At 34.6% G+C, this 14309-nt stretch carries 15 protein-coding genes; 6 read left to right on the forward strand and 9 right to left on the reverse strand.

Going from position 1 to position 14309, the window contains the following annotated elements:
* The first annotated feature begins 98 nt into the window (after positions 1–98).
* The 5 genes from truA to EPI11_RS09665 all read left to right on the forward strand — a co-directional run bounded on the left by truA (position 99) and on the right by EPI11_RS09665 (position 6456).
* The gene (truA, locus tag EPI11_RS09645; protein ID WP_128389757.1) at positions 99–833 is read left to right on the forward strand and encodes a tRNA pseudouridine(38-40) synthase TruA; all 735 of its coding nucleotides are present in this window, start codon (positions 99–101) and stop codon (positions 831–833) included.
* 15 nt (positions 834–848) lie between these two features.
* Entirely contained in the window at positions 849–2609 is a 1761-nt protein-coding gene (locus EPI11_RS09650; RefSeq protein WP_128389758.1) for an ABC transporter ATP-binding protein, read from the forward strand.
* Between the two features lie 114 nt (positions 2610–2723).
* Positions 2724–4112, forward strand: a complete 1389-nt coding sequence (lpdA, locus tag EPI11_RS09655; protein ID WP_128389759.1) for a dihydrolipoyl dehydrogenase — start codon at positions 2724–2726, stop codon at positions 4110–4112.
* A gap of 100 nt (positions 4113–4212) precedes the next feature.
* Complete coding sequence (locus EPI11_RS09660; RefSeq protein ID WP_241657604.1) at positions 4213–5760, forward strand: serine hydrolase; 1548 nt, start codon at positions 4213–4215, stop codon at positions 5758–5760.
* 153 nt (positions 5761–5913) lie between these two features.
* On the forward strand, positions 5914–6456 hold the full coding sequence (locus EPI11_RS09665; RefSeq protein WP_128389760.1) for a nuclear transport factor 2 family protein: 543 nt from the start codon (positions 5914–5916) through the stop codon (positions 6454–6456).
* A gap of 87 nt (positions 6457–6543) precedes the next feature.
* Here the strand turns inward: EPI11_RS09665 and EPI11_RS09670 are convergent, their stop codons facing one another.
* Positions 6544–7671, reverse strand: coding sequence for a cysteine desulfurase family protein (locus tag EPI11_RS09670; protein ID WP_128389761.1), 1128 nt, complete (start codon positions 7669–7671; stop codon positions 6544–6546).
* Between the two features lie 109 nt (positions 7672–7780).
* Between EPI11_RS09670 and EPI11_RS09675 the strand changes: the two genes are divergently transcribed.
* Positions 7781–8746, forward strand: coding sequence for a hypothetical protein (locus EPI11_RS09675; RefSeq protein WP_128389762.1), 966 nt, complete (start codon positions 7781–7783; stop codon positions 8744–8746).
* A gap of 57 nt (positions 8747–8803) precedes the next feature.
* On the opposite strand, the gene EPI11_RS09680 is transcribed toward EPI11_RS09675, so the two are convergent.
* The 8 genes from EPI11_RS09680 to EPI11_RS09715 form a co-directional block, all read right to left on the reverse strand.
* Positions 8804–9361: a Smr/MutS family protein gene (locus EPI11_RS09680; protein WP_128389763.1), complete on the reverse strand. Its 558-nt coding sequence runs from the start codon at positions 9359–9361 to the stop codon at positions 8804–8806.
* Positions 9351–9536: a hypothetical protein gene (locus EPI11_RS09685; RefSeq protein ID WP_128389764.1), complete on the reverse strand. Its 186-nt coding sequence runs from the start codon at positions 9534–9536 to the stop codon at positions 9351–9353. The genes EPI11_RS09680 and EPI11_RS09685 overlap by 11 nt, the downstream gene beginning before the upstream one ends.
* 100 nt (positions 9537–9636) lie before the next feature.
* On the reverse strand, positions 9637–10104 hold the full coding sequence (locus EPI11_RS09690; RefSeq protein WP_128389765.1) for a DUF5362 family protein: 468 nt from the start codon (positions 10102–10104) through the stop codon (positions 9637–9639).
* A 40-nt stretch (positions 10105–10144) separates the two neighbouring features.
* A complete protein-coding gene (gene rocD, locus EPI11_RS09695) occupies positions 10145–11389 on the reverse strand; it encodes an ornithine--oxo-acid transaminase (RefSeq protein ID WP_128389766.1) in 1245 nt (414 codons plus the stop codon).
* 167 nt (positions 11390–11556) lie between these two features.
* Positions 11557–12054, reverse strand: coding sequence for a DinB family protein (locus EPI11_RS09700; protein ID WP_128389767.1), 498 nt, complete (start codon positions 12052–12054; stop codon positions 11557–11559).
* A 45-nt stretch (positions 12055–12099) separates the two neighbouring features.
* Positions 12100–13080, reverse strand: coding sequence for a helix-turn-helix transcriptional regulator (locus EPI11_RS09705; RefSeq protein WP_128389768.1), 981 nt, complete (start codon positions 13078–13080; stop codon positions 12100–12102).
* 106 nt (positions 13081–13186) lie between these two features.
* Positions 13187–13603 carry an OsmC family protein gene (locus tag EPI11_RS09710; RefSeq protein WP_128389769.1) on the reverse strand — a complete coding sequence of 139 codons (417 nt, stop codon included), beginning with the start codon at positions 13601–13603 and terminating at the stop codon, positions 13187–13189.
* A 95-nt stretch (positions 13604–13698) separates the two neighbouring features.
* The gene (locus tag EPI11_RS09715; protein ID WP_128389770.1) at positions 13699–14253 is read right to left on the reverse strand and encodes a DUF1697 domain-containing protein; all 555 of its coding nucleotides are present in this window, start codon (positions 14251–14253) and stop codon (positions 13699–13701) included.
* Positions 14254–14309 lie beyond the last annotated feature (56 nt).

Here is a 14309-nt window from a genome sequence, read left to right on the forward strand (position 1 = left end):
TCATCAGTATCTGTATATACTGCAACTTTTACAGCAATGGACTTTATAACTTTGTTACTTAAGTAGTATCTTTGTATTCTTAATTTTGAACTTACGTTTTGAGGTATTTTATAGAATTTGCTTATAATGGAAAAGAATATTGCGGATGGCAGTTCCAGCCGCATAGCCCGTCTGTACAGGAAACACTCAATAAAGCCCTCTCAACTCTGCTAAAAAAAGAAATAAATGTCGTTGGCGCCGGACGTACCGATACCGGTGTACATGCACGACAGATGTTTGCCCATTTTGATCACGACCAAATTACCGATGTAAAGAAGCTGGTGCAGCGTCTCAATTCTTATTTACCTAAGGATATTGTTATTTACAATTTCATTCCGTTACAGGATGATGCGCATGCCCGTTTTGATGCTGTGAGTCGTACTTACGAGTATCATGTTCATACCTATAAAGATGCTTTTGATAACGAAGGCAGTTGGTATAATTTCTTCCCGCTCGATGTGGAAAAAATGAATGAAGCTGCCCAATTGCTTTTTAATTATACCGATTTTCAATGCTTCTCGAAAGTGCATACCGATGTAAAAACCTTTAATTGTGACATTAAAGAAGCGCATTGGGAACAAAATGGTACAAAACTGGTTTTTACCATTACGGCCGATCGTTTTTTGCGCAATATGGTAAGAGCAATTGTAGGTACTCTGGTTGGTGTTGGACTTGGGAAAATAAGTATTGATGATTTTAAATTAATCATTGAAAGCCGTGACAGAAACAAAGCAGGATTTTCGGTTCCTGCGCATGGATTATACCTCACCAAGGTAATTTATCCGTACCTTTAAGCCATTAAATTTGTTATGAAAGCCAAAAAAACTTCATCATTTAAAAAGGTAATGCAATTTGCAAAACCTTATAAAAATCGTTTCGCCTGGGTTATTATTTTCGCAATAAGCCTCTCTATATTTGCTGCAGCACGTCCTTACCTTTTAGAAAAAACGGTAGATGAATACCTGATCCCTAAAAACAATACCGGGCTTTTGTATTATATAATGCTAATGGTCATTATGCTTGTTATGGAGGTTATATCGCAGTTCTATTTTGTGTTCTGGGCAAATGTTTTAGGTCAGGATATTGTCAAAGATATCAGGGAAAAACTCTTTAACCATATTAGCAGTTTCCGAATGAAATTCTTCGATAACGAAGCTGTAGGAAGATTAGTTACCCGAACTGTATTTGATATTGAGTCGATATCAAAGATCTTCAGCCAGGGATTGTTCATGATCATTAGCGACCTGCTAAAAATGTTCGTGATACTTATCGTAATGTTCTATATGAACTGGAAGCTTGCATTTGCCGTAATGCTGGCAATGCCAATATTAGTATATGCAACCCGTATTTTCCAAAAGAAAATGAAAGGTGCTTTTGAAGAAGTTCGTGCTCAGGTGGCCAACTTAAATACTTTTGTACAGGAGCGTCTTACAGGAATGAAAATAGTACAACTATTCAATCGTGAAGACATTGAGTACGAAAAATTTAAGGAGATCAACAAAAAGCACAACGACGCATGGCAGAAGAATATTCTTTATAACTCCATCTTCTTCCCTATCGCTGACATCATTTCTTCATTAACCTTAGGTTTTGTTATATGGTATGCAAGTATTAGTATACTTAACGGCGATGCATTAGCTGAACCTGGACAGATGTTTGCTTTTATTATGTTTATTGGTATGCTCTTCAATCCGCTTAGACAAATAGCCGATAAATTCAATGAGATGCAGCAGGGTATTGTAGCTTCAGACAGGGTTTTTGAATTATTGGAAATGGAAGAACTTATACAGCAATCAGGACATATAAAAGCCGGACATTTTAAAGGAGAACTTGAGTTTCAAAATGTTCGTTTTAGTTATATTGATGATGAAGAGATTATAAAAGGTATTAATTTAAAAATTGAAGCCGGACAAACCATAGCTATTGTAGGCTCTACCGGAGCAGGTAAATCGACGATCATAAACCTGCTGAATCGTTTTTATGAAATAAACAGCGGTAAAATTACTGTAGATGGTGTAGATATTAACGACTTTACACTGGACAGCCTCCGCAGGCAGATTGGTGTCGTATTACAGGATGTTTTCCTTTTTGCCGACACCATCCTTAATAACATAACATTAAACGATCCTCAAATTAGTCGTGAACAGGTAATCAATGCTGCAAAAAGTATTGGTGTTCATGATTTTATCATGAGCTTACCCGGAGGATATGATTATAATGTAAAAGAGCGCGGAGTTATGCTTTCTTCAGGTCAGCGACAGCTTATTGCTTTTTTAAGAGCATTTGTAAGTAATCCAAGTATCCTTATTCTGGATGAAGCGACATCTTCTATCGATACGCATTCTGAAGATCTTATACGTACAGCCACTGAGACTATTACAAAAGGAAGAACCTCTATTATCATTGCGCACAGACTGGCTACAATTATAAATGCTGATAAGATAATAGTAATGGATAAAGGACAGATTGTAGAATCAGGAACACATTATGAACTGATTAATAGAATTGAAGGTTATTATAAAAATCTTTACTATTCGCAGTTTGCAGTAGAAACTGAAAGTGAGGAATAATTTTAAGTTGGCTTTATGATCATACAGATTACCAACAGACAGAAGAAACATTTTAGAATAAGCAAATAAATACTTATTTTCGTAGACGCAAATTAAATCGCAAATTATACACTGATGAAATACGATATTATTGTTTTAGGCAGCGGCCCGGGCGGTTATGTAACTGCTATAAGGGCATCACAGTTAGGCTTTAAAGTAGCCATTGTAGAGAAAGAAAACCTCGGAGGTATTTGCCTTAACTGGGGTTGTATCCCTACAAAAGCACTTCTTAAAAGTGCTCAGGTTTTTGATTACCTGAAACATGCTGCCGATTACGGACTTACCGTTAATGAATTTGATAAAGATTTTGGTGCTGTTATTGCACGTAGCCGTGGCGTTGCCGATGGTATGAGCAAAGGAATACAGTTCCTTATGAAAAAAAATAAAATTGACGTTATAGAAGGTACTGGTAAAGTTAAGCCAGGCAAAAAGATGGACGTTACCGATAAAGACGGTAAAGTGACTGAATATAGCGCAGATCATATCATTATTGCTACGGGTGCCCGTTCACGTGAATTGCCAAACCTGCCTCAGGATGGTAAAAAAGTTATCGGTTACCGTCAGGCAATGACACTTCCGGAACAGCCAAAATCGATGATCGTTGTAGGGTCTGGAGCTATCGGTGTTGAGTTCGCTCATTTCTATAACTCGATGGGTACTCAGGTTACTATCGTAGAATTTATGCCAAACATCGTTCCTGTAGAAGATGAGGATATTTCTAAACAATTTGAGCGTTCGCTTAAAAAGTCAGGTATCAACATTATGACTAACTCATCTGTAGAGAAAGTAGATACTTCAGGAAAAGGCGTTAAAGCTACTGTAAAAACAGCTAAAGGAGAAGAGATTCTTGAAGCTGATATCTTATTATCTGCAGTAGGTATCAAATCTAACATTGAAAATATCGGTCTTGAAGAAGTTGGTATTGCTACAGACAGGGATAAAATCTTGGTTAACCCATTCTACCAAACTAACATTCCTGGCTACTATGCTATTGGCGATGTTGTTCCTGGACAGGCTTTAGCACACGTAGCTTCTGCTGAGGGTATTCTTTGTGTAGAAAAAATAGCAGGTCTTCATACTGAACCGCTTGACTATGGTAATATACCGGGCTGTACTTATGCTACACCTGAAATTGCTTCTGTAGGCTTAACAGAGAAACAGGCTAAAGAAAAAGGATACGAACTTAAAATCGGTAAATTCCCATTCTCTGCTTCAGGTAAAGCTAAAGCTGCAGGTACTCCTGACGGTTTTGTAAAAGTGATATTTGATGCTAAATATGGCGAATGGTTAGGTTGCCATATGATTGGTGCTGGTGTTACAGATATGATCGCTGAAGCTGTTGTAGCAAGAAAACTTGAAACTACTGCTCACGAAATCATTAAATCGGTTCACCCCCACCCTACAATGAGTGAAGCTATCATGGAAGCAGCTGCAGCTGCTTATGATGAAGTAATTCACCTTTAATTGATTCTTTACAGTTTATAACTGTTTATTATATAAAATCTGCTTTGAGCTTTTCAAAGCAGATTTTTTTTTATTTACTTTACCATCAATCAAAAAAAATATGAAAATTAGATTTTTATTCCTGTTTATAATTTGTCAGAGTGCATTTGCACAGATTACTCCCACCGAAGTTGATAATTTGATGGAAGATGCTATTTCAAAATTTCACGTAGCAGGAGCAGCGATAGCTATTGTTAAAGACGGTAAAATAGTACATAGTAAAGGATATGGCGTAAAATCGATCAACACTGGAGAGAAAGTTAACGAACATACTCAATTTGCTATAGCTTCAAACAGTAAAGCCTTTACTGCTGCTGCACTTGCTATATTGGTTGAAGAAGGTAAACTTTCCTGGAATGATAAGGTAATAGACCATGTTCCTGAGTTTAAAATGTACAATGATTACGTTACTCAGAATTTTAATATTCAGGATCTCCTTACCCACCGTAGCGGATTGGGTCTTGGAGCTGGTGATTTAATGTTTTTTCCTGATGGAAGCGATTTTAAAATGAAAGATATACTTACTGTTTTTCAATATTTTGAACCACAGTCGGCTTTTAGAACAAAATTTGACTATGATAACATTCTTTATGTTATTGCTGGTGAGATTATTGCAAGAACAAGTGGTATGACATGGGAGCAATTTATACAGCAACGCATATTTGTTCCTTTAGAAATGGATAATTCATATGCTAGTTTAGGAATGATTAAAAACACCGCTAATCTTGCTTTGCCACATGATGAGGCAAAAGGAAAGCTGAAACAGTTGAATAGTTTTAACGATATGGTAAATGGCGCAGCCGGAGGTATTTATTCTAATGTTGATGATATTAGTCAATGGATGCTTATGCATCTTAACAAGGGAAAATATGGTTCTGATTTAAAAAAGCATCTTTTTACAGAAGAAAGCCAACGTGAAATGTGGAGAATACATACTGTACTCGAAGTAAGTCCCAGTCCTAGATATAATTCTCATTTCGCAGGTTATGGTTTAGGATGGGGAGTCGAAGACATTAAAGGAACATTGTGTGTGTCTCATACAGGAGGATTACCTGGTATGCTTTCTAAAACAACGATGATACCTGATCTTAATCTTGGTGTTGTAATACTTACAAATACTGCAGAAGGCGGAGCAGGTCTTTTTGAAGCAGTTACTCAAACTGTTCTTGATAGTTATTTAGGTCTTGATAAATTAAACTGGGTTGAAAGGTACTCTACAATGTTGCAGGGTATGCAGAATCAGAGCGATGATGTAACTAATAAAGTTTGGGAAACCGTAAAAAAATCGTCTAAACAAAAAGTAAGTACTCAGGATTATGTTGGAGTTTACGAAGACAGATGGTTTGGAAAAGTAGAGATTTTCATGAAAGACAAACAGCTTTGGTTTAAGTCATACCGTTCTCCAAAATTAAACGGACCTATGTATTTTTACAAGGCTAATTCATTTGCTATTAAATGGGAATATCAAAACATGAATGCCGACGCTTTTGCATTATTCACTCTTGATGAAGAAGGAAAAGCTCAGGGTATAAAAATGAAAGGTATATCCCCTGGTATCGATTTTAGTTTTGATTTCCAGGATCTGAATTTCAAAAGAATAGACAAGTAAATCTAAAGTAAAAATATAACCTTTTAAATATTAAAATAACCGCTAATAATAAGCGGTTATTTTAATAAAAAGAAGCAATATTGACAAATTATCACTAACCTATTTTTAAAAATGATTACATTAGTCAACACAATTAACAACCTTTATTTACTTATGAAGAGAACTCTTACCTTACTTGCTTTAGTACTATCGTTATCAACTTTGGTAAGCTGTAATGATAAAAACAAGACGACTACCAATACAGATGGAACAACAGTAACTGTGGATACAGATAGTATACGCATTGAAACAGCAGCATTTATGGATAAATTCCATGAAACAATAAAAAATAAGAAAATAGAAGACGTAAAAAGTTTTATTGATATAAACGGGCTTTATTGTGGTACAGATCCAACAGAGATATTCAGTCAGCCTAGTTTTATTAACTACCTGAATTTAAAATTGAACAATCCGGCAATTGGAACAATTGATTATAAAGTTGATAGGCGGGAGATGATGTTTGATGAAAACAATCAAAGCGCTGTTATTGTAGACCAGTTTAATATGGATGTCTTTACTCAGAATATCCCATGGAGAATGGTAAGTCGTGTTGTAAAGAAAGATAATAAATGGATAATCGATTTTATAAGTTTTTCAATTACTCCTGATAATGACGTAGTTCAGGCTATTAATATAGCAGCAGAAAAAAAAGAATAAACCTGGATAATTATAAACAAATCCTCCGTTTTGAATATTTCAGAACGGAGGATTTTAATTTTATTATAGTTAGAGATTAAAACAATCTTATACAGTCTTAAGAGCTTCAATCAACATATCAATATCTTCTTTCGTGTTTAAATGACTTAAAGAGATTCGTAATGATGGTTTTTTAATGTCTTCATCCGATAGTATTTCTTTTAGAACATGTGAAGGTTTTATACTTCCGGACTGACATGCACTTCCTCTGGATACTGCTATTCCTTTCATATCGAGATGAAATAATATCATTGATGTTTTCTCTGTTGATAACGGCAACATGATGTTTGCAAGATTATAAAAAAGTCCATCAGTACCTCCATTTATTTTAAATCCGGGAAAATAAATTTCCAGCTCATTTAACAGATATTCTTTTAGTGAAGTAATATGTTCTTTATCTGATTCAAGATTAGTATAAGATAACTCTAAAGCTTTAGCCATTCCGCCAATTTGATGCAATGCTTCAGTTCCTGCACGAAGACCTCTCTCCTGCTCTCCGCCATAAATCATTGGCTTTAAAGCTGTATTTTTACGTATAAAAGCAAAACCTACACCTTTTGGGCCGTGAAATTTATGAGCGCTTGCTACTAAAAAGTCAACAGGAAGATTTTGCATATCAAATTTGGTTTTACCCATAGATTGCACCGTATCAGTATGAAAAAGTGCATTATACTGTTTGCATATCCTCCCCGTTTTTTCTATATCAAGCACGGTACCAGTTTCATTATTTACATGTATAAGACTAACAAGCGTTGGAATATTATCAGATAATAATTGTACAAGATGTGTGATATCTACGCTGCCATCTTTAAGGAGGTTAACATAATCAACTTTTACTTTATTTTCTCTGGCTAACTCTTCTACTGTTGTAAGAACAGAATGATGTTCAATTCTACTGCTTATAATACGCGTTATTCCTTTATCATTAACTACACTTCTTAATATCCAGTTATTGGCTTCTGTTCCGCAAGAAGTAAATAATATTTCTCTTGCCTCTGCATTTATAAGAGAAGCTATAGTTTTTCGGGAAGTCTCTACTAATACTTTAGCGCTTCTGCCAAAACTATGTGTAGAAGATGGGTTGCCATAATTTTCGGCAAGTATATTCGTTATTTCATGTATAACTTCGGGACGTAATGCCGTAGTCGAGGCATTATCTAGATATGCTTTTTTCATCCCTGCAAAATTACTCAAAAACTCTTTGTAATCATATTTTAATGGAAAGCACTTAGAAAACGTTTCACTAACTGATTAAAAAGATTATTTTTGTTCAAAATATATCTCTATGAAAAAGATTTTAGGACTTATTGCTACTTTAATTTTAGTATTAGGATGTGATGATGGCGACATGACTTTCAAAACCTTCGATTTCAGATCAGCCACATCAGAAAGCTGTCCTGATAGTAATATACTATTCAAAATTAAAGATACTGAAGTTTTGATACTTGAACTTAGTCCGTCAGCATTAGTAAATGTTTCAACGCTGGATCCTGTAACAGGAAAAGATATTGAACGTTTCGTTACTATAACTGGTACTGGTAATAGTATTACCTATAGAAACTACACAGGTAAAGTGAGTAATGAAACACTATGTAATGAAATACCACCTGCTACACCTAGCGTAATTGACGAATGGAAAGGTCAGGGTCAATTGTCTATAATAACAAGGGAAACAAAATTGCCCAATGGGAAGCTTACGGGTTTTACACATCAAATTACCCTTAAAAACGTAACTTTTACAAAAGGCGGGGAAACAATAACTATAAATGATAATCTTTTTGGCACAGTAGATAGTAAACTTAATATTGTTTTTAACTTTGTACCACAGGGAGCTGATAAACCTGTTGTAAAGCAGTGTAGTGGAGCTAATGGATTGATCTATACCAATCAGCTTAACGAAGCATTAATATTATCTTTACCGGCAGGGACCTTTCCTACTGAGCCAACTATAAAGCCAATAGACTTAAAAGGTATAGCAAATCCTAATCTTGTTATTTTTAAAGTTTTTGAGAGTACTGTAACAAACGATTATATTTGTAATACAATAACAACACCAGTCGTAAAACAACACTGGCAGGCAAGTTCAGGACAGCTTATTATAACTACTACAGCTGGGGTTGGAGGAACATTAGTTCACGAGATTCGTTTGAAAGACGTTATTTTTTCTAATGTGAAAAATCTAAATGAAACATTTAAATTGTCAGATGTCATTCCTGCTTCAACAGAAAATTATTTATTTGGTATTTACTAAACATAAAAAAAAGCCTGCTTAAAGCAGGCCTTTTTTTATACTTTAATTTAGGTTGAATTACCTGTTTGGATTTTGTTTTATATATACTTCAGTAGCGCCTAAACCATATTTTTGATAATCGGCATCCCTAAAACTGATTCCTTCATATCTTCCCAAAAGGAAATCGAGTTCAGCTTTTAGTATCCCCTCACCTATACCATGAATAAAAACTACTTTAGGCATTCTGTTCTTTATTGCAAATTCGAGCTGGCGTTTTGCCGTATCAGATTGTAAAGTAAGTATATCATAGTTTGACATACCCCTCTTATTGGGTACTAATTTTTCTATATGAAGATCTACTTCCAATACAAAATCATCCTTTTTTGATTTCTTTTCTTTTACAAAACTACGTTTCTTAGGTTCTTCTTTTTCTTTAAGTACGGTACCTAAACTTTGAGAAGATATAAAAGATTTTAACTCGTTTGCATTGTGTATTTTAATTAGTTCTTTTTCGTCAAAAGAAAGCTCAAATCCTTCGTGGGTTTCAATAACAATCTGTGCCCCTTTAAAGCCTTTTACACGACCTCCGAAAGAATCGTCGAGAACCGTGACTTCATCTCCTATATTAAATCCCATCCTCTTCATTATTATTTTGCCCCTTGCCGGGAACTTTAGACATCAAACGCATAAGACCGAACATAAAAACCACAATGCATAAAATCATTATAATTTTATTAGGCTGTGTTTTAGACTGTTCAAATAAGGCTACAAAAGCAGCTGCAAAAAATAAAATTATATATATGGTTTTCATAAACTCTTATTATTGTTTTCAAATTTAGTAATAATCTTCACAATAAAAAATCCTCATGCCTTTTGCAGGCATGAGGATTCAATAAAAAAATGTTTTTTAATTACATTGCAGCTCCAACGCCTGCAACTATAGCAATTATAAATATTAATGCATATACAATAAGCATTATAGCCATTAATATACCTATAAACTTATAATGTGATTTAAGATTTTCAAGTGAAGAAGTTAACTCTTCAGTATTATTACTATTTAGTGCATTAGTGGCTTTAGTTGCAAATTTGTAAAGATAAAGTACCGGGAAAAAATAAAGAAGAGCAATAAGAAGATATATAAATCCGGCAGCTGCTCCTAAAGCCCCCATCATTCCCATACTACCGCCCATAGCCCCCATTTGACTGCTGCTACCGCCTATGGCAAACATTGCCAATGCACCTAAAACCATTAAGCCAATAACTACAAAGCCAACAATAGATAGGAATTTTGCCCATTTAGCTGTTTCTCTTAAAAAGCCCTGCGCAACAGAATTAAATTGTAATTCAAAAGATTCAAAAGAAGATTTTTCTTCCATAATAAGTGATTTAATTAGTTAATAAAATTATTTGTTTGGTTTATTTTTCAAACGCAGACAGCGTTTTTGTTATAATATTCACACAGTCTAAAAGCTGCTCTTCATTCATTACTAATGGCGGTGCAAAACGAATAATATTACCGTGTGTAGGTTTTGCTAAAAGTCCGTTTTCTTTTAAGCTCATACATATATCCCAGGCAGTAGAACTGTCTTCGGTATCATTGATCACTACAGCATTAAGTAATCCTTTTCCACGCACTAAAGTAGCTATCGTACTATTAGCTATATATTCATTCATTTTTTTTCGGAAAAGTTGTCCCATTGCTTCTGCATTTTCAGCAAGTTTTTCATCTTCAACAACTTCTAAAGCTGCAATAGCAACTGCTGCTGCTATTGGATTACCTCCAAAAGTTGATCCATGCTGGCCTGGTTTAATAACATTCATTATGTCATCATTAGCCAATACTGCAGATACGGGATATGCTCCTCCTGAAAGTGCTTTACCTAATATAAGTACATCAGGTTGTACATTTTCATGGTTTACTGCAAGCAGCTTTCCTGTTCTTGCAATACCTGTCTGTACTTCATCTGCAATAAAAAGAACATTATGATCTTTACACAGTTGCTTAGTTTTTGCTAAATAACCTTCAGCCGGTACATATACACCTGCTTCTCCCTGAATAGGTTCTACAAGAAATCCAGCTATATTTTTTTCAGATTTCAAGACATTTTCCAATGCTTCAATATCGTCATAGGGTATTTTAATGAATCCTTCCGTGTAAGGTCCAAAATTCTTTCTTGCATTCTCATCGTTTGAGAATGAAATAATTGTAGTAGTTCTACCATGGAAATTGTTTTCACAAACTACTATTTTAGCTTCATGCTCTGCTATTCCTTTTCTTTCATAAGCCCATTTACGGCAAAGTTTAATAGCGGTTTCAACAGCTTCAGCACCTGTATTCATTGGCAGAACCTTATCAAAACCAAAATACTTTGTAACAAACTCTTCATACTTCCCTAATTTGTCATTATAAAAAGCACGAGAAGTAAGCGTAAGCGTTTGTGCCTGGTTTATCATAGCACCAACTATTTTTGGATGACAATGTCCTTGATTTACAGCAGAATAAGCTGAAAGAAAATCATAATACTGTTTCCCTTCTGCATCCCATACATATACGCCTTCACCTCTACTTAAAACCACTGGTAAAGGGTGGTAGTTGTGAGCTCCGTATTTGTCTTCTAAAGCAATGGCATCGGCCGAATTCAATTTTTCTAAAACTGACATTAAATTGTAATTTTTGTTTTCAAATAGCAATTCCTGCTTATGGAGAGAAATCATCCTATGAGCATGCAAATTACTAAAAATAAAATAATCCTATGGTTAATTTAAGGTAAATGCAAATAAAAAGCCCCATTTGCTTAAAATGGGGCTTACTGTTGAGTATATTATCTTTAAAAACTCACATCATCTGCACTTGGGCCATAGCTACCGGGAATTGGTATATTAAGTAATCTTAAATAAACACCTAATTGTGCCCTGTGATGTATGATTTGAGAGTAAGACATTCTAATTACCTCATATTTTGTATCTGTACTATATATCTGCTCACCGCTCCTCAATACCCATTCTTTGGTGAAATTCTTAATATCAGCACGTGCTAAAGCTTCTCTCCCTTTTTTAAGTGAGTCTTCAAAATAAGCTAAAAGCTCTTCTGTTGTAGTAACCTCATGAGGTGTGTAAGGGTTATTTTCAAAATCCAGCTCGTCAGTATCAATAACCATCTCTACCCATCCAGGTAATTCGGCAACATGAGCAGCAAGACGTTTAAGTGTCATGCTTTTTGGGTGTGGCTGCCAGTCAAATTTATCTGCCGGAACACGGCTAAGCATTTTACGGGTTGTTAGTGCTTCCTGATCCATTTCTTTTTGTAATAATTTGATAAGTTCCATAATAATGTGGTTTAATTAGTTTTATAGTACAAATTAAATCATGGTTTATGACAACCCTATGTCAACAGTGTTTTTTGCAAGTGGATTTTTTTTCAATATTTTCTCAAATATTTTCATTACCTGGTCTTTTAAAGATTGAGGTTCAATTATTTCTGCCTGATCGGCAAACATAATAAACCATCGTGCAAAATATTCTATTGATTGTGTTAAGAAAGTCATTTCAACATGTTGGTCTATTATAACTTCTGAAACAAATCCATGATAATGCCTATGCTCCTGCAAGTAAAGAGCTATATTCTTCTCTACGAGAATTACTGCTTTTTGCATTGTAAAGCTAGCTTTCATGTCTTCTTTGAGTGCCTGAAATTCTTTTAAAGATGTACGCTCCTGTTGAGTGTCTTCAGTAAGTTTAATGTCAATAATCCTATCTGCTCTAAATTGCCTGTAAGCGTCTCTTAAATGGCAATAGCCAATGGTATACCAATTCTCATGTTCGTGAAAAATACCTATCGGCTCTATTGTCCGTTCGCTGTTATCCTCATTACCAAAAGCACGATAAATCATTCTTACATTTTTCTTTTCGGCAATAGCTTTAAGTAAAACATCCAGTATGTTACCCGGTGGAGTATTATTCCTAACCCTGTCTTTTACTATGATCTGTTCTTCAAGATTTTCAACCAAATCCTTTTCAGTTCCGCGTAGAACCGACTTCACTTTATACATCGCTGAACTAAAGTTTTTTTGAAGGGAACTATCTGTGAACTTTTCCATCAGTTTATCAGCAGTTAAAAAAGCCATCGCCTCTTCCTGAGTGAACATAATTGGTGGAAGTCTATAACCATCTACAATAGAATAACCTACACCCGCCTCTCCATATAAAGGAACTCCGGCTTCTTCCAGGGTACGTATATCACGATAAACAGTCCTTAAACTTATGTCAAACCTATCAGCCAGGTCCTGAGCTTTAACTACTTTTTTAGACTGGAGCTGTATAAGTATTGCCGTTATCCTGTCGAAGCGATTCATAATATAAATTTAGTGGTTCAAATATAGATGTTTTTATTTCTTTAAAGTGAAGCTGAAAATAAAAAAAGCCCCTTTACGGGGCTTACTATGAAATCAAAAAATGAACTTAACTCCTTACCAATGTGGCGGAAGATGTAATAGCCGTATTTAGTAATTTTGATATAGGGCAATTTCTTTCTGCCTTAGTTACCAATAACTGAAATTCATCAGTTTCAATACCACTCACCTTACCTACAATAGAAAGATGCGAACCCACGATACTTCCATTTTGAAAATCGATATCGCACTTTGTTTCTATACTGTCTACACTAAAACCAGCCTCGTTAATATAAGCTGTAAGCTGCATAGTAAAACAGCCTGCATGTGCTGCTGCAACAAGCTCTTCCGGATTTGTACCGTTACCATCCTCGAAACGGGTTTTAAAAGAATACTGAGTATTATTTAAAACGTTACTTTGAGTTGAGATTTTTCCATCTCCTTCTTTAAGAGAACCTTTCCAAACGGCCGTTGCATTTCTTTTCATTATAATTATTGCTTTATTTAATGGATACCTAAATTACAAATTCATTGAATATTTAAAATATACTTTAACAAAAAATTAAAATTAAAAGCAATTGCTTAGGGATTTTCCATTAAAGAAAGTAATTTTAGAGTAGTATTCCAATTACGTGTAGTAGCTCTTACTTTTAGTTTGTTCTCAATTAAATTATTTGATAGCTTAGAATCTGATGCTCTAGATTCCAACTTAAAATAAAGAATATCATCTATAATTTCTATAAGATCATTTGCTATTGGTGCCTCTTTTAATTTTTTAAAATTCTCTGCTAATGGTTTTTCAGAAAGAAAAGTCACATATATTTTCTTAAATCCAGCCTCTTCTTCGACCCTGCCTTCAACAAAAGGATTATTATCAACAGCCTTTATTAAATCTTTAATTTCCAGGATAAATACCAAGACATCAAAGCCATAATGCTCCTCAATTATAACTTCAATTGATCTGGCCAGATGGTCTTTTCTGTTTTCTGAACTTTTAAAAATAACATTACCACTTTGTATATATGTCTTTACATTTTCAAAGCCTTCAGATGACATTAATTTCCGCAGATCTTCCATCTTTATAATTTTCTTTCCGCTAACATTAATGCCGCGAAGAAGGGCTAAGTATACAGGCATAAAATTTGTTTAATGAGATTCATTACAAAAATATTTAAATTTTATAATAATACCTT

Origin of the sequence: Flavobacterium cerinum (assembly GCF_004028155.1) — a bacterium.
Taxonomy (GTDB): domain Bacteria; phylum Bacteroidota; class Bacteroidia; order Flavobacteriales; family Flavobacteriaceae; genus Flavobacterium; species Flavobacterium cerinum.